The following is a 22,262-nucleotide window of genomic DNA, read 5'->3' as shown; positions in this document are numbered from 1 at the left end:
AGCCAACCTCATAAATTTTGGGAAAAGACGATGCTCCGGAAGGCGACCCTTCCGGAGCGGCACCGCTGTTTAGTCAGCCGGGCGCAGTTTCGAGACTTCTTCGTCGGATGGCAGATAGTTGGCACCATCCATGTACGTCCAGTCGGTCATGACGCCTGCACCGTCCCTTAGTGCAGTCGTACCGACAAAGGCACCCAAGGTTGCTTGGTTATCGATTTCGCGGAAGGTGATATCGCCCACGGGTGTGGTCACGTCCAGCCCTTCGAACGCCATGCGGATTGCATCGCTTTCGGTAGATCCCGCTTTGTGGATCGCTGCGGCAACTGTTTCAGCCGTCATATAGCCCACAAGAGACCCCAGCTTTGGCGTTTCATTGAACCGTGCCTGATAGGCATCGACGAACACCTTGTTATCGCCATCCGCTTCGGTGAAGTCATACCAAGGATAGCCCGTCACGATCCAACCCTCAGGCGCTTCATCTGCCAGCGGTTCAAGGTATTCCGGTTCGCCTGACAGCAGGCCGTAAACCGTGCGACCATCAAACAGACCGCGTGTGGTCCCTTCGCGGACAAATTTGGCCAGATCGGGGCCGAATGTCACGTTATAGATCGCGTCGGGTTTGGACCGTTCCAGCGCCTGCACCTCGGCACCGGCGTCGATCTTGAACAGGGCGGGCCACTGTTCGCCGACGAATTCAACGCCCGGCTTCAGCTGGGTCAGCACTTCCTTGAACGCGGCAACCGCGTCTTTGCCATAGGCATAGTTGGGCGCGATGGTGGCGTATTTCATCGCGTCAGTTTTGGCCGCCTGTTCAGCCAGCATTGCGGCTTGCATATAGGTCGAGGTGCGCAGACGGAACGTCCACGGATTGCCCTGCGACCACGTCAACGCATCAGCAAGTGGTTCAGAGGCCAGATAAACCCATTCCTTTTCCGCCGCGACCGACGAGATTGCCAAACCCACATTCGACAGGATCGTACCGGTCAGCATCACAGTGCCTTCGCTGGTCATCAGTTCTTCGGCAATTTTGATCGCCTCGCCGGGATCGCCCTGATCGTCGCGGAACACAAATTCCAGCGGACGGCCCAGCACACCGCCAGCGGCGTTGATTTCTTCCAGACGCAGTTCGATGCCCTTTTTATATGGCTCTGCAAAGGCGGCCATCCGCTTGTAGTGGTTGATTTCGCCAACCTTGATCGGTTCGCCCGATTGGGCAAGGGCGGCAAGGCCCGTCATGCTAAGGGCAGCAGCCCCCGCAATGGTTTTCAGGAAAGTGTTTCTGTTCATTTTGGTGTCCTCTGTGTTGGGGTGGTGCCGTCTTTTGCGGCTTTATTTATGGTCAATCGTGTTGGACAAAGACCGGCGAAACAGGTTCGCCCAAATCATCGGTTGCTTCGGCCTCTATCCGGTCGCGAATCCGCTTGCGGTAGACATTTGGCCCTTTGTCGATGGCAATGCGGATGGGCTTGCGTTTTTGTGGGCGCTGCTCTTCTTCATGCACGGCCTCGAGTATTGCTTTATCCTCGGCAAAGGCGACGCGGAACATCGCATCCATCTGATCAGACGCGGCATCATCGCCGAGGGCCGTGTTGCGCAGATGCATCCAGTGGTCGATCGTATAATCCTCGGTCACGGGGGTAACGAAATGCAGCGCAAAGATGCGCACGCCTTTGTTGCGTTCTTCTTCGGGAAGTTCAAGCGCAGCATCGACCGACCCGAAATCAATCACAGCAGTCGAAGGCATGTGCAGATAGTAATAATGCCAGCGGTCAACGTTGCCTTCAAAGCCACCAAATTTCTTGAAAAACCCAATCGGTTCCGCATTCCTGATCCAACGCCAAGCCACAATAACCTCGTCCGCCGTTTTTACATGCACCGGCACGTTTTCAGACGCCGCGTTGCCAAGTGTGGTGGGGTGCACAAAGCTGACATGCGCCGGATCGACCAGATTCTCGGCGACGTTCAGGTAATTTGCCTGAATGTGAAGCTTGTCGCCGTGATGCAGATGCCAGCCGTCTTGCGACAGTTCGGGCATATCAAAGGCCAGCGCAGGGTCTGCCTTGTCGGCGTCACCCATCCAGACGAAAACGATGCCATGGCGTTCCAGCACCGGAAAGCTGTCAACATAAGCCGATTTGGGGAGGTTTGACTGGCCCGGTACGCGCACGCATTGCCCGCCCGCGTCAAAGGTCATGCCGTGATAGCCGCATTGAATGGTGTCACCGATGCGCTTGCCCTTGGACAACGGCAGCAACCGGTGCGGGCAGCGGTCCTCCAGCACGGCAAGCTGGCCGTCACTGCAGCGGAACATAACGATGTTCTGAGAAAGCAGGGTAAGCGACACCAGATCGTCGCCAAAGTCGGTTGACCATCCTGCGACGTACCACGCGTTTCTGACAAAGGACAAAGCATTACTCCCAGTGGTTATGGGTTCCATGAAGGACCAAAAACTTGTTAGCTGTCAAACAATATTTTTGATCTGATATGATGTAGACCCCAGATAAAATCCATGGGATGATAATGCATAAGAAATACGCAGACGCATCAAAATATTGGACATCACTTTGGCCGAAACGGCAAATTCAGCGCGCCGCACGGCAGCACCCTATCAACTGGAAGACCAGGTCGGATTCAAGCTGCGCCTTGCCAACCAGCGCCACCTTGAAATATTTAACCAGCGGATGCCTGACATCACACCGACGCAATTTGCCGTTCTGGCCAAGCTGCGCGATGAGGTCTGCATCAGCCAGAACCAGCTTGGCCGTCTGGTTGGCATGGACGCGGCGACGACCAAAGGCGTGGTGGACCGGTTGCGCAAAAAAGGGCTGGTCCAAAGCACACCGTCCGAGACCGACATGCGCCGCCTCGAGATATCGCTGACGGACGCGGGCAAAGACTTCTCGGCCAGCGCCATCAGCATAGCCCATGACATTTCTGCCGAGACTGTCAGCAACCTGACCCCCCGCGAGGTCGAACGGCTGCTGACGTTACTTGATAAGCTTTAGACCCTAGCGCAGGCCGTCTTGACCAATTGCGTCGTCGTGAGTCAATCCGCCAACGCGGGGCAACGGGCGCCCACTGTCGGTGACGGCAACGGCAACCATGATTTCACCGGCACGTGGTGCGTCGTTCAGGTGCACTTCGATCCCGTCGAAATGGCTGCGCACATAGGCGGCGTCTTTGTGCCCCAGCGGAACGTCCAGTACCTGCCCCGGCCCGCCCATCTTTTTCGAGGACGGCACCAGTGCTGCGCCTTTTTCAACGGCAACCCGCAACGGCGCACCCAGTTTTGGGTGCAAGATCGCAGCGGCATGTTCCAGTTCCCCGCCTTCGCCAACCATGGCCGCCTTGCCATAGCTTTCGGCTTGCGCGGGGGTGATGCCAAGCGCCGCAACACATTTGTCACCCAGCAGACCGCCCAATTCGGCACCGATGTCCATAAGGGGGGTCAGATCCTCGGTGTAAGACCCTGCAAAGGGGTTTTTGATAACAGCTACGGCCACGGCCTTACGTGTGGGCGGCGAAATAACTTGCCCGATTTCGCGATGCGTTTCCTCGACCCAAACGGCAATTTTACGAATATCAGCTTTCATCTCAAACCATCCTCCCCTTTGATGTCCTTTGCGTCCAAGCCGCCCGCCCGGTTGTGAATGCGCGACCCTGTGGTCATGACCAAAATCACAGCCATTTCGTTGGCGCGGGGGCTGTCGTTCAGCCCGACTTCGATAGAATCGAAATGGCTGCGGACATAGGACGCGTCAACATGGGTGACAGGCACGTCCAACCGCACGCCCGCCGCGCCCACCTTTTTCGTGGAAGGCACGATCGCCTTGGCCCCCCCCAGAACATCGCGCATCGCATAGCCACCGGGGGCATGCCACAGCGCGCCATGCTCCAACTCTCCGCCCACGCCGACGATAGACCCTTTTCCATAGCCTTCAATCTGTTTCGCTTCGACCCCAAGGGCGGCCAACAGTTTTTGCGCCATCTCAAGCCCAAGGGGTTTTAGGTCTTCCATGAATGTCTGGATGTCCTCGACATAAGACCCTGCATAGGGGTTTTCGATCACTGCCATGACATATCCGCGCTTTAGCGGTGTGTTGGCGCGGGGGCCGCCTTCGTGAAAGATCTCCTCGATACTGGTGACCATCTTGCGGATTATGACGTCAGGCATGGTTGGGGGCCTTTCTGTAAGTGTTTCATTTTTTCAGGCAGTCCAAGCGTTCGGCTTTGACCTTGTAGGAACAGTGCGGCCCCGTCGATCAGGCGCGCATCGCGCATCGCATTGGCCGCAGCTTCACCGCGTTCAAGAGCCTGCACAACATCTGTTTTCGCCAGATTTGCAACATGAGTGACAACCAGAGTGCTGCCCAGATCGCTATCGTCGTGCAGGTTGTTGGCGGGTGCGCGTTTGATGGCGGGATGGCAGGGCAGATCGACAGCATTGCCCAACTTGGTCGCCGCCGCATCTGCTATCGCGGCTGATCGGGCCAAAACAGTCACTGCATCGGCAATACCAAGGCTCAGCGACCGACCGCGCTGCCCGCTGGTCGCGATCCCGCGAATGGCGTCGGTGCTTGATATTGTAACTGTGCCAAGGCTGTGTCCATCAGGCACCGCAATAGCCACCTTGAATGTGGCATCATCGGTTAGGTGCAGCGCGATGTCGCCACCGTTGTTCACATAGGCGCGGGCCAGGTCCGTGGCGTCGACCATGGCGGCCAGCACCTCCTCGGCGACGGCACCGGCAACGCAGATCATCGGCGTTGTCAGCCCGTCGGCATGGGGCAAGGCGGCGCGGTACATCCGGCGGGCGATCTTGCCCTGTGGTTTGGCATCGACCGGCTGGCGAAGCAGGGGCAGCTCCGTCATCAGCTCGGTCAAAACAGTCTCGAACCTTGCAAAAGCTGCTCGAAAAGCCGTATCGCGCGCGCCATCCGCCCCGATGATCAGATCAATCGGCCCGTGTGACAGGTGCAGCCTGTTGCCAGACAAAAAGACGGCTTGTGCGTTCATTTATCGCCTTTAGACCAACCGTAGTTCTCGCGGTCGTTCGGATCGGATTGCAGCGCTTGTTGTGCGACGCGGCGCACGTCGCTGGTGATAACATCGCCCACCGGCTGGATATGTTCCATGTGCCCGCCAAGGGTGCCGTAATCTTCGCGCCGCAGGGTGAATTCGATGGGGGCAACCAACGCGGGCGTCGGCACGTACCCGAATGAATTGGTCGGCATATCCATCACGTCGACCATCACGGTGATCCCGCCACCCGGCCAGACATAGGCTTCGGCCCCGCCGCAGGACACGTGGGTCAGCGATTCCTTGACTGATCGTGTCAGGCGCACAGGGTTTTCCGTGACGCCGGCACGCAGCGACCCGCCCGCACCGCCCATAAACAGGACAGAACACAGCGAGGGTTCGCAGTTTTCTGCAATACGTTCGGCCACGACCAACAGCTCGGGCGTGATCTCGGCGGGTTGCGGTTCAAGATCATCGTCCAAGATAAAGTACGCCCATTGTTCGCCCGTGGTCGAGATCATCAGCAGCCGCAGCCCAGGCCAAGCACGCTTGGGATCAGCTGGGCGCAGGATGGTAAGCGGGTCTTCGACATCGGTACCGCCCCAGCCAGTGCCGGGGTCAGCGACCTGAAAATAGCGGCCGGGGGTGGACCGGCGCCCGTTGATGCGGATGCCGGATGGCGTCATGTCCAGCCCTTTGCCGGCCTCGTGTTCGCTTAGCACGCCGGTGATGTGATCGTCGACCACGACAACTTCGTCCACATGCCCGTGCCATTGTTTGGCGAACATCCCGATGGTGGCGGACCCGCAGCCCACGCGCATCAGCTTTTCAGGTACGCCGTTGATGATGGGCGCATTGCCCGCCTCTACGACCATGGTCACGCCACCATCGATATTCATCTCGACCGCTTCGCGATTGCACAGGCGCAGCAAAGCATCGCAAGTCACACGGCCTTCTTTCTTGGAACCGCCTGTCAGGTGTTCGACCCCGCCCAAAGACAGCATTTTAGAGCCGTATTCCGAGGTCATCACATGGCCGATCGCTTCACCGTCCACCCGCACCACGGCGCGTTCGTCACCAATGTGGCGGTCGGTGTCGATCTTAACCTTGACCCCGCAATAGGAAAAAATCCCCTCGGTCACGACGGTGACCATATCAACGCCCTCAACCTCTTGGCTAACGATAAAGGGCGCGGGTTTATAGTCGGGATAGGTCGTGCCCGCGCCAACGGCAGTCACGAAATCGCGCCCGCCCTGGATGACATCGCCATCCCAATCCTGAGCATTGTCACCCTGATCCAGAAAGGCCACAGCCTTGGCCCCCGACTGGATCACCGTCAGTGGATCAAGCCGGACCAATTCGCCCGCGTGGTTGGCATAGCGATCGCAGGCACCGGATTTGCCATCGGCGATAAAGCACATGACGGGGCAAGCATCGCAGCGGATTTTCTCGGGTTTGGTGTCGCGCAGATCATCAGGCATGTCCGGCCTCCTTTAGGGCTGCGCGCAGGCGCGTTGGGGTTGCGGGCGCATGCGTCACCTTTGCGCCTGTCGCGTGATAGATCGCGTTGAATATCGCGGGCGCTGTCGGGATCAAGACGTGTTCACCCAGACCCTTGGCACCGTAAGGGCCGTGTGCGTCTGCAACCTCAAGGATCAGTGTCTCGATCGGGGGAATATCGCCAATCGTGGGGATCAGATAGTCGTGCAAATTCTCGGTGCGCCCGGGTATATATTCCTCCATCAAGGCCATGCCAAGCCCTTGGGCGATGCCACCTTGCACTTGGCCCTCGACCAGCAGCGGGTTGATCGCACGGCCCACGTCGTGGGCGGCGACAAAGCGCAGCGGTTTGCATAAACCAAGGGCGATATCAACCTCGACCACGACCAAATGCGCGGCATAGCCGAATTGCGCATAGGGCACGCCCTGCCCGTTTTCATCCAGCGGTTTGATCGGCGGATCATAGGTTTCCTGCGCCATCAGCACATAGCCTTCGGCGTTCGGGTCCAGCCGCGACAGATCAAGCGTTTGCGTGCGGCCTGCGTCGGTCACTTGAACCTCGCCACCGCTTAGCGAGATCACCGCATCAGGGCCTGCATTGGCCTGTCGCAAAATTTCGCCGCGCAATGTTTCGCCCGCTTTCAGCGCCGCATTGCCTGACACAAAGGTTTGGCGCGAGGCGGATGTTTTGCCCGCATCCGGTGTGATATCCGTATCAGCGCCCAGCAAAGTCACCCCGTCGATGGATACGCCAAGTGCTTTAGCGAATATCTGCGGAATAACCGTGTTAGAGCCTTGCCCGATGTCCATCGCCCCTTGGTGCAACACGACCGAGCCGTCAGATCGCAGACCCGCCTTGATCGTAGACGGGTTCGGCAGCGACGTATTCCCGCAGCCATACCACGCACCCGCGATTCCGACGCCGCGCTTGTGGGTCGTATTGGCGGCGTTAAAGGCAGCACAGTCGGATTTTGCCATCTCCCATGCAGGTTGCAGCGCCTCAAGACAGGCTTTGATGCCAACGCCCTGGTCAAACACCTGCCCGCACACCGTTGGCACATTATCCTCCAGCGCGTTTTTCAGACGGAATTCCAGCGGGTCCATCCCCAGCTTTTCGGCCAGCAAATCAAAAACGGTTTCCTGTGCGATGGCCGATTGTGGCACACCAAAACCGCGAAAGGCACCAGAGGGCGGGCAATGGGTGTGCACGGCGCGACTGCGCGCGCGGTAATCAGAGATATGGTAGGGCCCAGAGGCGTGCACCGGCACACGGTTCGCCACGGTCGGACCCCAGCTGGCATAGGCACCGGTGTTGAAATCGCCGTCAAAGCGCAGGCCGGACAAAGTACCGTCAGCTTTGGCCCCTACCTTGATCTTGATCTGCGCGGGGTGGCGCTTGGTGGTCGATTGCATGGTCTCGTTGCGGGTATAGGTCATGCGGACCGGCTTGCCGGTTCTCAGCGCAGCAAGTGCTATGAAGGGCTGCAAGGACACATCAATTTTCGACCCGAACCCACCCCCAACGGCGGTTGGCACGATGCGGATATCCGCCATCGGCATGTTCAGAACCGAGGCCAGCGTTTCGCGGTCCATGCCCGGTGCTTGGGTGCAGGCGTGGACATGCAGGCGGCCATCGACCATCTCGGCAAAACCTGCCTCGGGTTCGATATAGCCATGTTCGACAAAGCTGGTTTTATAGGTCGCCTCGACCGTTACATCTGCGCCATCTAGTGCGGCATCGGCATCGCCGCATTGCACAAAGCCGCCGCACATGATGTTGCCCTTGCGGTCGTCAAACAGCAGCGGCGCATCGGGCGCGATGGCCTCGTCAATATCGGACAGCGTGGGTTGCGCGGTCCATTCGACGGGAAAGCTGTTCAGATCAAGTGCCGCCATCGCATCGGCGCTTCCAACAACGCAGGCCACCGCCTCGCCTCGGAAACGGATGTGACTTACAGCAAATACCGGCTGGTCAATAAAGCCGGGAATGACGCCAAAAGCATTCAGGCCGGGGATGTCTTTTGCGGTCAGAACAGTGACTATACCAGGGTTTTGTGCCTGCCATGCCGCAATGTCGCCCAAGGTAAAACTGGCCGATGGATAGGGCGACCGGATCACGCGGGCGACCAGCGCATCGGTAGGGGCGACGTCATCGCCAAATCTCTCGGAGCCATCAACCTTGGCCAATCCGTCGAAACGGCGGGCAGCATGGCCAAGATCGGTCGGGGCTTTGACCAATTGATCAGCCGCATGCGCCCCTACGACGGCATCGATAATCTTGCGGTAGCCCGTACAGCGACACAAAACACCTCCAAGGGCGTCTTGGACCTGCGCATCATCGGGCTGTGGCACGGCACGCAGCAAGGCGACGGCAGACACCATCATCCCCGGCGTGCAAATCCCGCATTGTGCGGCTTGATGGTGCTGAAAGCTTTCCATCAGGGCCTGCGCATCGAGGTCCGCCTTAACCAGCCCGGCTAGCGTTTCGACCTTTCGACCTGATGCCTGTTGCGTCGCCATCAAGCAGGCGCAAACGGGCGCACCATCGACCAAGACAGTACAGGCCCCGCAGTCACCCGCATTACAACCGACCTTGACATCCTTGCGGTCCAGCCGTTCGCGCAAAGAATGGGACAGACGTTCGCCCGGTTTGGCATCAACTTGGACAATTTCACCGTTCAAAGTGAATGAGGTGGCTAGCGAGGTAACAGATTTGTCCATCACGCGACTCCTTCCAAGGCTAAGGTGATTGCGCGGCGGATCACCTGCGGCGCTGCGGATTGCCGATAGTCGGCGCTGGCACGCACATCAGATATCGGGCTGAGGGCAAGGATCACTTCATCCGTTACCGCCTTGATCAGACCGTCCACAGGCAGGCCGCGCAAACTATCCTCGAGCGCGGTTAATCGTTGGGCTGTCGGCGATGCTGCACCGACACCTATCCGGATATCAGACACTAACCCGCCCCGAACCGTAACCAGAACAGCAACCATGCAGATCGAAATCACCAGATATTTTCGGGCACCCAGTTTAACAAAACTGCCGGTACTGCCCTTTGGCAGATCGGGAACATAGACCGCCGTCAGGATTTCATGCGCTGCGCGGTCTGTCTTGCGCACCCCTTGCAGAAAAGCGCCAAGCGGCATCTGCCGTGTGCCTTGGGTCGAAGACAGCTCAACCGTTGCATCCAGCGTCAACAACGGCGGCACACCGTCGGCTGCCGGTGATGCGTTGCACAGATTGCCCGCAAGCGTGCCGGTATTTTGAATCTGCACCGACCCGACCTCGCGGGCGGCCAGTTTCAGGCCGTTGAAGGCAGGCGGCAAATCGGCCTTGATGATATCGGTCCAGGTGGTCGCGGCACCGATCCGCCAGCCAGTATCGGTTTTGGTCACACCGCGCAGCTCTGTCAGGCGCGAAATGTCGACCAGCGTTCCGTCGAAATGGCGATCACCTTGGGCGGGAAACCAATCGGTCCCGCCAGCGATCACCGATGCAGACCCCGCAGCCAAAGCATCAAGCGCATCCTCAAGCGTGGTGGCAGTAATATAGCTCATGGGGTGCGTGCTCCTGTCAGGATAAGAACTTGTTGGTACACTAATAAGAATTCGATAGCGTCGGCTCTGTCAAATCAATTCGCGCAAGGCCTATCCCACAAACGCCTTTTCGACCACAAAAGTGGCGGGCCGGTTGTTGGCCCCTTCCTCGAGGCCGAAACGTTCTAGAGCCCGTTTCGTGTCGGCCAGCATGTCCATCGATCCGCAAATCATGCCCCGATCTGTGGCAGGATTAATCGGAGGTACGCCCAGATCGTCAAATATCTTGCCCGAAGCCATCAGATCGGTCTGTCGCCCCATGCGCGGCCAGTCCTCGCGCGTTAGAGTATCGTAAAGGGTCAGCCTCTGCGCGAATTCACCAATCAACGGGTCGGCCTTCAGGCTCTCCACAAGTGCTCGTGAATAGGTCAACTCTCCGGCTGTGCGGCAGGTGTGGCACAGGATCAGGTCATCAAATTTGTCGTATGTTTCAGGATCGCGGATGATGGATGCAAAGGGGGCGACACCCGTGCCTGTGGCAAACATCCACAAACGTTTGCCGGGCAGCAAGGCGTCATTGACCAATGTGCCCGTGGGTTTGCGCCGCATCAGGACCCTATCCCCCACCTCAAGCTTTTGCAGATGTTCGGTCAGCGGACCGTCGGGCACTTTGATCGAATAAAACTCGACCTCTTCGTCCCACGAGGGGGACGCGATAGAATAGGCTCTGAAAACGGGCTTTTGCGCATTTGGCAGACCAATCATGACAAATTCGCCCGACCTAAAGCGAAAACTTTCAGGCCGCGTGATGCGAAACCGGAACAGGCTGTCGGTGTAATGCTCAACTTCGGTAACGGTTTGCGCGAATACGCCCGCCGGAATTGGAAATGGGGTATCGAGTGTTTCTGCGCTGTCCATGGGGCATTCCTTTTCGCTGTTATGCATATTGTTTGTACACAAACAAAAAACTGTCAAGCATTTCATCTTGTCTGGTTTGATTTTTCTGTTAGCGTTCAAATGAAACCATATGCTTGAAAGGCACGCCCCATGTCCGACACCCCCGCAAAGCTCGTGATACGCAACATTGGCATGATCCTGTCTGGCAAAATGGAAGAACCCATTTTTGACGGCGATTGCCTGATCGCGATTGATGGCAAGATCACCGAATGGGGCAAAGAAAAAGACATGGATTGCGAAGGGGCTACGACGCTGATCAATGCCAACGGTGCAACCCTTGCCCCCGGACTGATCGACAGCCATGTGCACCCCGTCGTGGGTGATTATACCCCGCGTCAACAGCAGTTGGGCTGGATCGATTCGACCCTGCATGGCGGTGTGACGACGCTGATTTCCGCAGGCGAAGTACATATGCCCGGACGCCCCAACGATCCGGTTGGCACGGTCGCGATGGCGATTGCCGCACAGCGGTGGTACGAAAATTTCCGCCCCTCGGGCGTCAAGGTGCACGCGGGCGCGCCCCTGCTACAACAAGGGCTGGAGGAAGAGCACTTCCGCCAGATGGGCGAAGCCGGCGTGACGTTGATCGGCGAGGTCGGCCTTGGCACGGTCAAGGACGGCAAGACCGCGAACGAGATGGTCGGCTGGGCGCGGAAATACGGGATGCAAAGCACGATCCACACCGGCGGCCCGTCGATCCCCGGATCGGGGTTGATTGACGCGGATATGGTATTGGAAACCGGCACCGATGTGGTGGGTCACATCAACGGTGGGCACACTGCCCTGCCCGACGATCAGATCATTTGCATCTGCGAAGGTTGCCAAGCCGCGCTTGAAATCGTGCACAACGGCAATGAACGCGCCGCTTTGTTGACGCTGAATACAGCGCGTGAACTAGGCAAGCTGGACCAGTTGATACTGGGCACTGACGGGCCAGCGGGATCGGGCGTGCAGCCGCTGGGGATCATGCGGATGGTGGCGCTGTTGTCGTCGCTGGGCGACATCCCTGCCGAGACCGCGTTCTGCTTTGCCAATGGCAACACCGCGCGCCAGCGCAAGCTGGACACCGGGTTGATCGAGGCAGGCAAAGCTGCGGATTTTGTAATCATGGATCAAGCACAGCACGCGCCGGGCAAAAACCTGCTGGAATCAGTGCAGCAGGGAAATCTGCCCGGCGTCGGCATGATGGTGATCGACGGCGTTGTGCGCAGCCAGCGCAGCCGGAACACGCCGCCAGCGACCCGTTTGCCCGAATTGGTAAAGGGAACGGTAGGGGCCTAAGCGCCCCTAGCTTGCCCCCAGCAACCGCATCGCATTTTCCTTGAGGATCAACGGCCGGACATCGTCCTTGATGTTGATCTTGTCGAAATCCGACAGCCAGCGTTCGGGCGTGATCATCGGCCAGTCCGACCCGAACAGCATCTTTTTCTTCAGGATCGAATTGGCGTAGCGCACCAGAATTTCGGGGAAATATTTCGGCGACCAACCCGACAGGTCGATATAGACATTGGGCTTGTGCTGCGCGACCGAAAGCGCCTCTTCCTGCCAAGGAAAGCTGGGATGCGCGAGGATGATCTTGAGGTCAGGAAAATCAACCGCGACATCATCCATATACATCGGGTTCGAATATTTCAGCCGCATGCCGTTGCCACCGGGCATGCCGGACCCCACGCCGGTTTGGCCGGTATGGAACAGCGCGATGCCGCCTTCTTCTTCGATGGCTTCGTATAGCGGATAGGCAATGCGGTCATTGGGGTAAAAGCCCTGCATCGTGGGGTGAAACTTGAACCCCTTTATGCCGTATTCCTTGATCAGCCGCCGCGCCTCGCGGACGCCCATTTTACCCTTCCAAGGGTCAATCGACGCAAACGGGATCAGCACATCGTCATTTTCCGCGGCGATGGCGGCGACTTCTTCGTTCTTATAGCGGCGATATCCGGTCTCGCGTTCGGCATCGACCGGAAAGATCACAGCGGCAATGTTTTGTTCGCGGTAATGCGCAGCGGTTTCCTGAATCGTTGGCGGGTGTTTCCACGGTGCCCCGAAATAGCTGGCCATCGTAGACTGAAGATCGTCATAGCCGTCGTCCGAGTGACAGCCGCAAGGTTCTTCGGCGTGTGTATGAAAATCAATCGCGCGAATTTTGTCAAAGTCGATCATTTCGGCCTCTCCCATGGGCAAACTTTGTGCAAGTTTGGAACAAATTATATTGCTATTCAATAGAACAATTGTTCTATTCACCTAAATTGGACCTTTAAGGATTTTACCCTGATGACCTCAGCCGTTGCCAACCCGGATGTTTTGAACATTGACCTGCAGGGAAATATTGCGGTCCTCACCATGACACGTCCCGCCAAGCGCAATGCAATGAACGACGATTTACTTGGTGCGCTCAAGGCGTTTTTCATGGACCCGCCCAAGGAAGCCCGCGCCGTGGTGTTGACGGGCACCGCAGGGCATTATTGCTCCGGCTTGGATCTTAGCGAACATGTCAAACGCTCGACCGAGGAAACACTGTACCATTCGCGCAACTGGCATGGTGTGATGGACATGATCCAATTCGGCGGCTTGCCCGTGGTATCCGCGATCTTTGGCGCGGCAATCGGTGGCGGGCTTGAACTGGCGACATCGACCCATGTGCGGATCGCTGAGCCGTCCACTATCTTTCAGCTGCCAGAAGGACGGCGCGGTATTTTCGTTGGTGGCGGTGCCACTGTGCGTGTGGGCCGTATCTTGGGCGCGGACCGGATGACCGAAATGATGCTGACAGGGCGCAAGTTCAACGCCGAAGAAGGCGTTCAACTGGGTCTGGCGCATTATGCGGTGGGCGACGGGGAAGCACTGGCGCTTGCGATGGAACTGGCGGGCAAGATCGCGCGCAATGCGCCAATGTCGAATTACATGATGATCAATTCGATCAGCCGGATTAACGACATGTCTAAAGCCGATGGCCTTTATGTGGAAAGTCTAAGTGCGGCCGTGTCGCAATCAGGCCCCGATGCGGATGAAGGTCTGCGGGCATTTCTGGAAAAGCGCGCGCCAAAATTCCGCTAGTAAATCACCAAAATGTCGCGCAACCTGCGGCATTATATAAGCAGCAAAAAGCTGCATCATCAACTCTGGGAGGAAACGATGAATAGACGTTCTTTGATTAAAACCGTGGCAGCAGGTGTTTTTGCAAGCGGCATGTTTGCAGGCACGACTGCCTCGGCCGAGACAACAACACTGCGCCTGCACCAGTTCTTGCCGCCTGTGGCGACAGTGCCAAAGCACATCCTCAAGCCGTGGGCCGAACGGGTTGAGGCCGCATCGAACGGCAGCCTCAAGATCGAGCATTTCGATGGCATGGCGCTTGGTGGCCGTCCGCCAGAACTGATGGACCAAGCGATCGACGGTGTTGTTGATATGTCGATGACCGTTGTCGGTTATACCCCCGGTCGTTACCCCAAGACCGAAGTGTTCGAACTGCCCTTTATGATGACCGATCCGGTCGCCACGTCGAAAGCGTTCTGGCAGCTGGTCGAGGATGATTTACAAGGCGGCGAATACAAGGACCTCAAGGTTCTGGGCGCATGGGTGCACGGCCCCGGTGTGATCCACACCAAGGAACCGGTTACCAAGCTGGAAGACCTTGCCGGCAAAAAGCTGCGCGGCCCGACACGGGTGATCAACGACATGCTGTCCGAACTGGGTGCCACCCCTGTCGGTCTGCCCCTGCCCGGTATCCCCGAAGCCCTGTCCAAAGGTGTTGTCGAAGGCACCGTGATCCCCTGGGAAGTCACCCCGTCGATCCGTCTGGCGGAATTGGTCGGCAACCACACCGAATTCACCGGACCTGAATCGCTTTATACCGCGACAATCGTATTGGTCATGAACAAGGACAAATATGAATCGCTGACAGACGAACAGCGCGCCGCAATCGATCAGGAATCCGGTGCCGCGCTTAGCGAATTCGCCGCTCAGGTGATGTTTGATTACGACGCCCCCGGCCGCGAGATTGCTGTGAAAAATGGCAATAACATCATCGAACTGGACGCAGCCGAGGTTGCCCGTTTCAAGGACGCCGCACAGCCTGTGATCCAGCGTTGGGTAGCCGAAGCCGAAGGCAAGGGTTTTGATGGTCAGGCGTTGATCGATCAGGCCAAGGCGTTGATCAAAGAAAAATCCGAAATGTAAGATATTTTCGAGGCGGCCTGTTTTAGGTCGCCTCGAATACCCCTGCCCCGCCATCATAGATCGCTTGGATCAATTCGGGACGGTTGCGGATGACAGCGCGCTGATTGATCGACCCTTTGTCGGTTACTTCGCCTTTATCAAGGCTTGGCGCATCCATCATTACCAGCATACGTTTGATTTTATTCGCGGACCCAGTGGCGGTTGCGGCAAGGCTGTTCAGGCTGGTTTGCAGCGCTGTCCGGACGTCGGGATTTTGCATTAGGGCTGCCAAGGTATCGCCTTTGGCGATCTTTCGCAGTTCGTCCATGTCAGCCAACACAATCGCGCCCAGAAATGGCTGATCCTCGCCCACAATCACCGCATCGCGCAGCAATCCGTCAAAGTGATCGACCAGCTTGGCCCGCAACGCGCCAACAGCAACCCATGTTCCCGTGCGCAGTTTAAAGTTTTCCGCCGTGCGCCCGTCAAAAAAGAACCCCTTGGTCAGATCATCGGGGTCTGCGGGGCGCAGCGCATCGCCAAGCATATAGAACCCTTCATTATCCAACGCATCTGCGGTCGCTTGTGGGGCTCCGAAATAGCCGGGCGTGATCGACGGACTTTTCAGCCGCGCCTCCAGCTTGCCTTCGTTCGGGACCAGTTTAAGGGTCACACCGCATGCGGGGACACCAACATTTCCCGATCTGGGCTGGTGATCCGTTCCCATCAGCGCAAAGGGGCCGGTTTCGGTGGCCCCCAACGCGGTCACCAAAAGCACCTCGCGCCCTGTGGCCTGCTTGGACAGCGCCTTGAGCTGATCCCAGGTATGTTGCGCCATACCGGCACCAGCATACATCATCATGTCCATGCGGCTAAAAAACGATTTTGCCAGATCGGCGTCTGCTTCTAGGGCGCGCACAAGCATTTCATAGCCCAACGGTACATTGAAATGCCACGTGGGCCGCACATCGGCCAGATTGCGCAGGGATGTGGCAAATCCGGCAGGCGTCGGCTTGCCCTCATCGATATAGAAAGTGCCGCCGTTATACAGCACCATGTTAAAGGTCTTGTTGCCGCCAGCGGTGTGATTCCACGGGGCCCATTCACACACGACGGGCGGGTGATCGGCCAGAAAGCGAAAGCAATCGGCGATCATGTCCTGATTGCTGGTCAGCATATGTTGCGTGTTGATGACCGCCTTGGGCGATCCGGTGGACCCGGAGGTGAACAAGTATTTCGCGACTGTGTCAGGCGTTAATTTGGCAAAGGCCGCATCGGCAGTGTCAGTGTCTAACGTGCAACTTAGGGTCCTGAAATCTATCTGACCTTCGGCAAGATTTTCGGTCGCGATCACCGCCAAATCCGGCGAAGCAATCGCTGCGATGGCTTTGCCATAGGCCGCCCCATCAGCGACGAAAACCGCGCCGGGTTTTAGCAGCAATGCGATATCGCGCAGCTTGGCGTGGTCGCTTGATACCAGGGAATAGGCTGTCGAGATCGGCGCATAAGGAACACCCACATATTGCGCGGCCAGCCCGATCAGCGCGTGTTCTATGTCGTTGCCCGACAACACCAGCAGCGGCTTGTCAGGGCCAAGCCCCAAAGACAGCAACCCCGCCCCGATCTGTCGCACCTGCGTCAAAACTTGTGAATAGCGCATCGTGCGCCATTCGCCCGACGCGTCTCGTTGGCCCAAATAGATCCGGTCAGGTGCCACCTTGGCCCAATGCACCAGTCTTTCAGGTATGCTGTTGGCCAATGGCGTAACCACACCTTTTTGCGCCATCACAATCGTGCCGTCGGGGCGGTGCTCAATATCAAACTCTGGCTGCCAAAGCGCTGGACCGGGTGTACTCATTTTGATCAGTTTCCAACAAGCTTCGACAGGATCGTATGAAGGCTCTCGCGTTCTGCGGCGCTTAGATTTGCAAAGATGCGCTGCTCATGGGCAACGATCGCGGCACTGACCTTGTCGTGCAACTGCTCTCCTTTCAGGGTCGTGCGCAAGGCATAGGCACGCCTGTCTGTCAGCGCGCGTTCGCGGCGGATCAAGTCCAGATCTTCCAGCTCGTCCACGATGACCACCATGCCCGACCGTTCAATTGACAGGGCCACCGCGACGTCGCTTTGGTTGATGTCGGGGTTCGCGCTGACGACAGACAGGACCGACATGCTGCGTTGGCTTAGGTTAAACCCCATCAGCAATTCACGCAGATCGCGTTGGATGGTGACCCAACTGCGCTTGATCAGATATCCCGTAAAATCCGGCAGGTTGCTTTTGCGGATCGCGACGGACAGGTCGTCGCCGTGCAGCGTTGGTGTCAAAGGTGATTTTTGCTTGGTCATGCCGGTCTCTGGTTTGTTCTGTTACCGAACATTAAGTTTGATCTGGCGCTTTTGGCAAGCAAAAAGGCATGGCCTTGCGTCCGGGGCTGCGATTGACGCAGTATCAAAAACGAACAGTCCGCTAGGAATACATAATGTCGATTTTGCCGCCCCCTGCCCTGCGCCACATCACCGATCTGACCGTAACGTTGGACCCGATCCGGCATATGGGCAGCGGTCGCGCCGGTACCCGGCGGATTATCCCCATTGTAGGGGGCGCTGCGCAAGGCCCGTTGATCAACGGCAAAATTTTGAACGTCGGGGCCGATTGGCAAACACAATTTGCCAGCGGATTGACCGAACTTGATACACGTTATGCCATTGAAACCGGCGATGGTGCGACGATCGAGATCCAGAATTACGGCTACCGACATGGCCCCGCAGAAGTGCTGGATGCGCTGGTCCGCGGCGAAGACGTCCCCCCAGACGCCTATTATATGCGCACCCATGCCCGGCTTGAGACCGGCGATGAACGCTATGCTTGGGTGAACCAAACCTTGTTTGTCGGGAACGGTGCGCGCTTGAACGGGCTGGTGCAAATGTCGCTCTTTGCAATTGACTGACTTTGGCTGGTGAAAATCCGATGCCACGCAAAGAAGTGCTTTCTTTCTGTGGTCAGCCATGTTCAGTTTTCCCTCGTATTGCGCAAATCAAAGCAAAAGACAGGATAGAACCATGTTAAATCCTGCCAAATGTCAGTTTGCGGAACTTCGTTCCGTTATGCGGTATTGGCAGATGGGATTTTAACGCTTAGGCTACGCAAATCAGAGTCGCGGACAATCGTGGAGGAGCGTCCGCAAAGGCTTGTTTAGGGAGGGGTTCATATGTCCGGGAAATCGGCAGCACTGCCAATACGAGGTGGTCGTTCATGACGGCGATGACCATGGAAGAGGCCATTCGCCACACAGTTCAGACCAACCCGACCTTCGAGGTCGTCGAGGCAGACGTACGCGGTGTCACTTACCGCACGTTCAAGAATATTCCCGGCACAGTCGCCGCATTGATGCTGGCCAGCCGCGAACAGCATGATGGGGGCGCTGCCGAATTCCTTGTCTATCAAGACGAACGCTGGACCTATGATCAATTCTGCGCGCAGGTGCACCGCATGTCGCACGCGCTGCGCGACACATTAGGCATCCAAAAGGGTGACCGCGTCGGTATTGCCATGCGCAACTATCCCGAACTGCTGATGCTGACGCTGGCCATCGCGTCGGCCGGTGCGGTAGTGGTGTTCGTAAACGCGTGGTGGACCACCGAAGAACTGGACTATGCCCTGCAAGACAGCGGCGCAAAGACAATCTTTGCCGATGGCCCGCGACTTGAACGGATGTTGCCATTGCAAGACCGTCTTGGCCTGCGCTTGATCGGTGTACGCGACGGCGAAGGGATGACTGATCATTCCCTGACCGCGCTTGCCGCTGATATGCCTGATACGCCCATCGACGGGATCGTGCTGGATACAGATGACGATTTCGCCGTGATGTATTCGTCAGGCAGCACCGGCAAACCCAAAGGCGTCGTGCAAACTCACCGCAGCGCTGTCAGTGCTGTGTTTAGCTGGCTTATTCAGGCGGTTGCGGCCCCCTTGGTCAACCCGCCACAACCGGGTGATCCCGAACCGCCGCGCCCGTCGGGGTTGGTTGTGACCCCCTTGTTTCACGTCACCGCGACGCATCCATTATTCCTGCTCAGCCTGCCTGCGGGCGCAAAAATTTCACTGCTCCATAAATGGGATGCCGAAGAAGCTGTGCGGGTGATCAACCGTGAAAAAGTAACACGTTTTCTGGGCGTGCCCACCCAGTCGGCCGACCTGCTAGAGGCGGCAAAGCGGATGGGTGAAACCCTGCCCACGCTGACGTGGCTTGGCGCTGGTGGCGCGAAACGCCCCGCTGCCCAAGTCGCGCAGCTGCAAGGGCAGTTCCCTGCCGCCGAAATTGCGACCGGCTGGGGCATGACGGAAACCAACGCCCTTGGCATCGGCATGGTCGGCGAGGAATATAACAAGCGCCCCAATGCGGCTGGCAAGCTGCACCCGCCACTGCAAGACCTGCGGTTTTTGGATGATAACGGCAATGATGTGCCGGTCGGCCAATTGGGTGAAATCACCGTCAAAAGCCCCGCCAACATGCGCTGCTATCTGAACAAACCCGAAGCCACCGCCGAGACAATGCAAGACGGCTGGCTACGCACCGGTGATCTGGGCGTGATCGACGAAGAAGGGTTCATTACCATTCTGGATCGCAAGAAAAATATCATCATCCGTGGCGGCGAAAACATCGCCTGCCTAGATGTCGAAGGGGCGTTGCATACGCACCCCGACGTGATCGAGGCTTGTGCCTTTTCCGTGCCCGACGAACGGCTGGGCGAAGTCGTGGGTGCCGCTATCCAAATGCGCGATGGCAAGACGATGACCAGCGCAGACATGGCCACCCATCTGGACGGGCACCTTGCCAAATTCAAAATACCGCAACAATTGTGGTGCCAAGACGGGCCTTTGACCCGTGGTGCTACTGACAAAATTGACCGCCGTGCGATCCGCGCCGCGTGTCTGGAACTTTAGGCCCCCCGAGCCTTTGCTGAAAGGAAGACAGATGAACCACCCCACAGACGAAGAAATTGGAGCCTATATCGGTGCTGCTGGCAAAGCGGCATGGGAGGTTCCTGACCTGCCGGCGGGGACTGCCCTGCGCGAGATCAAATCAGTTGGCATCATCGGTGCCGGCACCATGGGCGGCGGCATCGCAATGAACTTTGCCACAGCTGGCATCCCTGTGACCATCGTTGAAACCACCCAAGAAGCGCTGGATCGTGGGTTGAAGGTCGTGCGAGGCAACTACCAACGTAGCAGTGACAAGGGTCGTTTTCCACAAGACGAAGTCGAAACGCGGATGGACCGTTTCAACGGCCAGCTTGAAATCGCAGCGCTTGCTGATTGTGATCTGGTGATCGAAGCCGTGTTCGAAAACATGGAGCTGAAGCGCAAGATTTTCACCGAACTTGACCGCGTGATGAAGCCGGGTGCGATTTTGGCAACCAACACATCAGCGCTGGACATCGACGAAATCGCGGCGATGACCAAACGTCCCGAAGACGTAATCGGGCTGCACTTCTTCTCGCCTGCCAATGTGATGAAATTGCTCGAAATCGTACGCGCAAAACACACGGCAGATGATGTCGTCGCCACGTCAATGGATCTGGCGCAAAAGATCAACAAGATCGCCGCGCTGGTCGGCGTTTGCCCCGGTTTCGTTGGCAATCGCATTCTGTTCGCCCGTCAAATTCAGGCTAACAAGCTTTTGGACAAAGGATTGATGCCCTGGGATGTAGACGCTGCGTTAAACACCTTTGGCTTCAAGATGGGCCCGTTCCAGATGTCGGACCTTGCCGGTCTTGATATCGGTTGGTCCAAAGGGGCCAAGACAACCAACCCGATCCGGGATGCGCTATGCGAAATGGACCGTCGAGGCCAGAAAACCAAGGCCGGTTTTTATGACTATGACGAAGCCCGCCGCCCGATCCCGTCGGACGTGGTCGCTGGCGTGATCAAAGACATCACCGGTGCTGAATCCTCGTCGATGTCTGCGGACGAAATCATTGAAATCTGCATTTATCCGATGATCAACGAGGCCGTCAAAATCCTTGAGGAAAACAAAGCGCAACGTCCATCCGACATCGATGTGGTCTGGCTGAACGGCTATGGCTGGCCCGCCGACAAGGGCGGACCGATGTTCTATGGCGATATGGTCGGCGCACAAGCCGTGCTGGACGTGATGGAGCGCTTGGGCGCTGAAGACCCCGCATTTGCACCCGCAGAATTGCTCCGCGATCTTGCGAAAAACGGCGGCAAATTCACCGAGATCGACACCGGAGGGCTGAAAACATGAGCTATGAATTCATCAAGACCGAGAAAAAAGGTCATATCCTGATCGTCACCATGAACCGGCCCGAAGTCTACAACGCCGTTCATGCCGAAATGCATCAAGAAATGAGCGATTGCTGGGATGCTTTTGCGGCGGACCAAGACCTGTGGGTCGCGGTTCTGACAGGTGCAGGCGACAAGGCGTTTACCGCAGGTAATGACCTCAAGGCCACTGCGTCGGGTGGATCCAAGAAAACGCTGGCTCCGACTGGCTTTGCCGGTCTGTCCTCGCGCTTTGATCTGGAAAAGCCGATTATCGCAGCCGTTAACGGTTTTGCGATGGGCGGCGGGTTCGAAACAGCACTGTCCTGCGACATTATTCTGGCCGCTGACACAGCGAAATTCGCGCTGCCCGAAGTCAAAGTAGGCTTCTTTGCGTCTGCGTCGGGCGTGCAGCGTTTGTCGCGCTACATCGGGCGCCTTGCTGCGCAAGAACTGATGCTGACAGGCCGCACCATCGACGCTGCCGAAGCGCTGAAACTGGGATGCTGCAACGAAGTGATGCCAGCCGATCAGTTGATGCCACGCGCGATGGAACTGGCCGAGCAGCTTTGCTCTGTCTCGCCATCCTCGGTCAAAGCGACCAAGCGCATTTTGAACTGCATGAACGTGGCCGAAGGCCTGCCCGAAAGCCTTGAGTACAGCCGTGTTGTCCAAGGTGATCTGGCGAAAACCGAAGATTTTAAAGAAGGCGTTCAAGCCTTTGTCGAGAAACGCAAACCCAATTGGGTCAACAAATAATAACCGAAATTAACAGCCGGGAGGCACCGAATGTCACATAACGAAGCAAT

General features: G+C 57.5%; 20 protein-coding genes. 8 read left to right on the top strand and 12 right to left on the bottom strand.

The genetic code is table 11. The features are described from left to right. Positions 1 to 69 precede the first annotated feature (69 nt). The gene (locus tag ABYT07_RS00820; RefSeq protein WP_372988686.1) at positions 70 to 1,287 is read right to left on the bottom strand and encodes an ABC transporter substrate-binding protein; all 1,218 of its coding nucleotides are present in this window, start codon (positions 1,285 to 1,287) and stop codon (positions 70 to 72) included. Positions 1,288 to 1,339: 52 nt separating this feature from the next. After that, on the bottom strand, positions 1,340 to 2,407 hold the full coding sequence (locus ABYT07_RS00815) for a Rieske 2Fe-2S domain-containing protein (protein WP_372988685.1): 1,068 nt from the start codon (positions 2,405 to 2,407) through the stop codon (positions 1,340 to 1,342). A gap of 145 nt (positions 2,408 to 2,552) precedes the next feature. Here ABYT07_RS00815 and ABYT07_RS00810 point away from each other — a divergent pair, with 145 nt between their 5' ends. Then, the gene (locus ABYT07_RS00810) at positions 2,553 to 3,005 is read left to right on the top strand and encodes a MarR family winged helix-turn-helix transcriptional regulator (protein ID WP_372988684.1); all 453 of its coding nucleotides are present in this window, start codon (positions 2,553 to 2,555) and stop codon (positions 3,003 to 3,005) included. Positions 3,006 to 3,008: 3 nt separating this feature from the next. On the opposite strand, the gene ABYT07_RS00805 is transcribed toward ABYT07_RS00810, so the two are convergent. The 7 genes from ABYT07_RS00805 to ABYT07_RS00775 form a co-directional block, all read right to left on the bottom strand. Continuing rightward, a complete protein-coding gene (locus ABYT07_RS00805; protein ID WP_372988683.1) occupies positions 3,009 to 3,593 on the bottom strand; it encodes an amino acid synthesis family protein in 585 nt (194 codons plus the stop codon). Beyond that, entirely contained in the window at positions 3,590 to 4,174 is a 585-nt protein-coding gene (locus ABYT07_RS00800) for an amino acid synthesis family protein (protein ID WP_372988682.1), read from the bottom strand. The genes ABYT07_RS00805 and ABYT07_RS00800 overlap by 4 nt, the downstream gene beginning before the upstream one ends. Then, the gene (locus ABYT07_RS00795; protein ID WP_372988681.1) at positions 4,159 to 5,016 is read right to left on the bottom strand and encodes a UPF0280 family protein; all 858 of its coding nucleotides are present in this window, start codon (positions 5,014 to 5,016) and stop codon (positions 4,159 to 4,161) included. Before ABYT07_RS00795 ends, ABYT07_RS00800 begins: the two co-directional genes overlap by 16 nt. Further along, positions 5,013 to 6,500, bottom strand: coding sequence for a 6-hydroxynicotinate reductase (locus ABYT07_RS00790; protein WP_372988680.1), 1,488 nt, complete (start codon positions 6,498 to 6,500; stop codon positions 5,013 to 5,015). Before ABYT07_RS00790 ends, ABYT07_RS00795 begins: the two co-directional genes overlap by 4 nt. Further along, positions 6,493 to 9,240, bottom strand: a complete 2,748-nt coding sequence (locus tag ABYT07_RS00785) for a molybdopterin-dependent oxidoreductase (RefSeq protein WP_372988679.1) — start codon at positions 9,238 to 9,240, stop codon at positions 6,493 to 6,495. Before ABYT07_RS00785 ends, ABYT07_RS00790 begins: the two co-directional genes overlap by 8 nt. Further along, positions 9,240 to 10,076 (bottom strand): xanthine dehydrogenase family protein subunit M, encoded by an 837-nt coding sequence (locus ABYT07_RS00780; protein WP_372988678.1) that lies wholly within the window; start codon positions 10,074 to 10,076, stop codon positions 9,240 to 9,242. The genes ABYT07_RS00785 and ABYT07_RS00780 overlap by 1 nt, the downstream gene beginning before the upstream one ends. A 90-nt stretch (positions 10,077 to 10,166) precedes the next feature. Further along, positions 10,167 to 10,973, bottom strand: coding sequence for a ferredoxin--NADP reductase (locus tag ABYT07_RS00775; RefSeq protein ID WP_372988677.1), 807 nt, complete (start codon positions 10,971 to 10,973; stop codon positions 10,167 to 10,169). Positions 10,974 to 11,102: 129 nt separating this feature from the next. On the opposite strand from ABYT07_RS00775, the gene ABYT07_RS00770 reads away from it, so the two are divergent. After that, positions 11,103 to 12,293 carry an amidohydrolase family protein gene (locus ABYT07_RS00770; protein ID WP_372988676.1) on the top strand — a complete coding sequence of 397 codons (1,191 nt, stop codon included), beginning with the start codon at positions 11,103 to 11,105 and terminating at the stop codon, positions 12,291 to 12,293. Between the two features lie 6 nt (positions 12,294 to 12,299). Here the strand turns inward: ABYT07_RS00770 and ABYT07_RS00765 are convergent, their stop codons facing one another. Further along, entirely contained in the window at positions 12,300 to 13,172 is an 873-nt protein-coding gene (locus tag ABYT07_RS00765) for an amidohydrolase family protein (protein WP_372988675.1), read from the bottom strand. Positions 13,173 to 13,283: 111 nt separating this feature from the next. Here ABYT07_RS00765 and ABYT07_RS00760 point away from each other — a divergent pair, with 111 nt between their 5' ends. Next, positions 13,284 to 14,066, top strand: a complete 783-nt coding sequence (locus tag ABYT07_RS00760; protein ID WP_372988674.1) for a crotonase/enoyl-CoA hydratase family protein — start codon at positions 13,284 to 13,286, stop codon at positions 14,064 to 14,066. A gap of 78 nt (positions 14,067 to 14,144) precedes the next feature. After that, positions 14,145 to 15,188 carry a TRAP transporter substrate-binding protein gene (locus ABYT07_RS00755; RefSeq protein WP_372988673.1) on the top strand — a complete coding sequence of 348 codons (1,044 nt, stop codon included), beginning with the start codon at positions 14,145 to 14,147 and terminating at the stop codon, positions 15,186 to 15,188. Positions 15,189 to 15,210: 22 nt separating this feature from the next. Here ABYT07_RS00755 and ABYT07_RS00750 read toward each other — a convergent pair whose 3' ends face one another. Together ABYT07_RS00750 and ABYT07_RS00745 are read right to left on the bottom strand one after the other, a co-directional pair. Continuing rightward, complete coding sequence (locus ABYT07_RS00750) at positions 15,211 to 17,025, bottom strand: feruloyl-CoA synthase (protein ID WP_372988672.1); 1,815 nt, start codon at positions 17,023 to 17,025, stop codon at positions 15,211 to 15,213. Positions 17,026 to 17,030: 5 nt separating this feature from the next. After that, entirely contained in the window at positions 17,031 to 17,513 is a 483-nt protein-coding gene (locus tag ABYT07_RS00745; protein WP_372988670.1) for a MarR family winged helix-turn-helix transcriptional regulator, read from the bottom strand. 134 nt (positions 17,514 to 17,647) lie between these two features. Here ABYT07_RS00745 and ABYT07_RS00740 point away from each other — a divergent pair, with 134 nt between their 5' ends. The 4 genes from ABYT07_RS00740 (at position 17,648) to ABYT07_RS00725 (ending at position 22,212) form a co-directional block, all read left to right on the top strand. After that, complete coding sequence (locus ABYT07_RS00740; RefSeq protein WP_372988669.1) at positions 17,648 to 18,115, top strand: DUF3237 domain-containing protein; 468 nt, start codon at positions 17,648 to 17,650, stop codon at positions 18,113 to 18,115. A gap of 305 nt (positions 18,116 to 18,420) precedes the next feature. Beyond that, positions 18,421 to 20,112, top strand: a complete 1,692-nt coding sequence (locus ABYT07_RS00735) for a class I adenylate-forming enzyme family protein (RefSeq protein WP_372988668.1) — start codon at positions 18,421 to 18,423, stop codon at positions 20,110 to 20,112. A gap of 31 nt (positions 20,113 to 20,143) precedes the next feature. Next, positions 20,144 to 21,436 (top strand): 3-hydroxyacyl-CoA dehydrogenase NAD-binding domain-containing protein, encoded by a 1,293-nt coding sequence (locus ABYT07_RS00730; RefSeq protein ID WP_372988667.1) that lies wholly within the window; start codon positions 20,144 to 20,146, stop codon positions 21,434 to 21,436. Then, a complete protein-coding gene (locus tag ABYT07_RS00725) occupies positions 21,433 to 22,212 on the top strand; it encodes an enoyl-CoA hydratase-related protein (protein WP_372988666.1) in 780 nt (259 codons plus the stop codon). Before ABYT07_RS00730 ends, ABYT07_RS00725 begins: the two co-directional genes overlap by 4 nt. Positions 22,213 to 22,262: the final 50 nt, after the last annotated feature.

Source organism: Sulfitobacter sp. (assembly GCF_041552635.1).
Taxonomy (GTDB): Bacteria; Pseudomonadota; Alphaproteobacteria; order Rhodobacterales; family Rhodobacteraceae; genus Sulfitobacter.
Note: the sequence above shows the minus strand (reverse complement) of the source record. Positions and strands in the feature narration are given on the sequence as shown.

What these genes read in the sequence shown, in the direction of transcription:
- ABYT07_RS00820 (WP_372988686.1), bottom strand. Translation starts at nt 1,287, where the DNA reads ATGAACAGAAACACTTTCCTGAAAACCATTGCGGGGGCTGCTGCCCTT.
- ABYT07_RS00805 (WP_372988683.1), bottom strand. Translation starts at nt 3,593, where the DNA reads ATGAAAGCTGATATTCGTAAAATTGCCGTTTGGGTCGAGGAAACGCAT.
- ABYT07_RS00800 (WP_372988682.1), bottom strand. Translation starts at nt 4,174, where the DNA reads ATGCCTGACGTCATAATCCGCAAGATGGTCACCAGTATCGAGGAGATC.
- ABYT07_RS00795 (WP_372988681.1), bottom strand. Translation starts at nt 5,016, where the DNA reads ATGAACGCACAAGCCGTCTTTTTGTCTGGCAACAGGCTGCACCTGTCA.
- ABYT07_RS00790 (WP_372988680.1), bottom strand. Translation starts at nt 6,500, where the DNA reads ATGCCTGATGATCTGCGCGACACCAAACCCGAGAAAATCCGCTGCGAT.
- ABYT07_RS00785 (WP_372988679.1), bottom strand. Translation starts at nt 9,240, where the DNA reads ATGGACAAATCTGTTACCTCGCTAGCCACCTCATTCACTTTGAACGGT.
- ABYT07_RS00780 (WP_372988678.1), bottom strand. Translation starts at nt 10,076, where the DNA reads ATGAGCTATATTACTGCCACCACGCTTGAGGATGCGCTTGATGCTTTG.
- ABYT07_RS00775 (WP_372988677.1), bottom strand. Translation starts at nt 10,973, where the DNA reads ATGGACAGCGCAGAAACACTCGATACCCCATTTCCAATTCCGGCGGGC.
- ABYT07_RS00770 (WP_372988676.1), top strand. Translation starts at nt 11,103, where the DNA reads ATGTCCGACACCCCCGCAAAGCTCGTGATACGCAACATTGGCATGATC.
- ABYT07_RS00765 (WP_372988675.1), bottom strand. Translation starts at nt 13,172, where the DNA reads ATGATCGACTTTGACAAAATTCGCGCGATTGATTTTCATACACACGCC.
- ABYT07_RS00760 (WP_372988674.1), top strand. Translation starts at nt 13,284, where the DNA reads ATGACCTCAGCCGTTGCCAACCCGGATGTTTTGAACATTGACCTGCAG.
- ABYT07_RS00755 (WP_372988673.1), top strand. Translation starts at nt 14,145, where the DNA reads ATGAATAGACGTTCTTTGATTAAAACCGTGGCAGCAGGTGTTTTTGCA.
- ABYT07_RS00750 (WP_372988672.1), bottom strand. Translation starts at nt 17,025, where the DNA reads ATGAGTACACCCGGTCCAGCGCTTTGGCAGCCAGAGTTTGATATTGAG.
- ABYT07_RS00745 (WP_372988670.1), bottom strand. Translation starts at nt 17,513, where the DNA reads ATGACCAAGCAAAAATCACCTTTGACACCAACGCTGCACGGCGACGAC.
- ABYT07_RS00740 (WP_372988669.1), top strand. Translation starts at nt 17,648, where the DNA reads ATGTCGATTTTGCCGCCCCCTGCCCTGCGCCACATCACCGATCTGACC.
- ABYT07_RS00735 (WP_372988668.1), top strand. Translation starts at nt 18,421, where the DNA reads ATGACGGCGATGACCATGGAAGAGGCCATTCGCCACACAGTTCAGACC.
- ABYT07_RS00730 (WP_372988667.1), top strand. Translation starts at nt 20,144, where the DNA reads ATGAACCACCCCACAGACGAAGAAATTGGAGCCTATATCGGTGCTGCT.
- ABYT07_RS00725 (WP_372988666.1), top strand. Translation starts at nt 21,433, where the DNA reads ATGAGCTATGAATTCATCAAGACCGAGAAAAAAGGTCATATCCTGATC.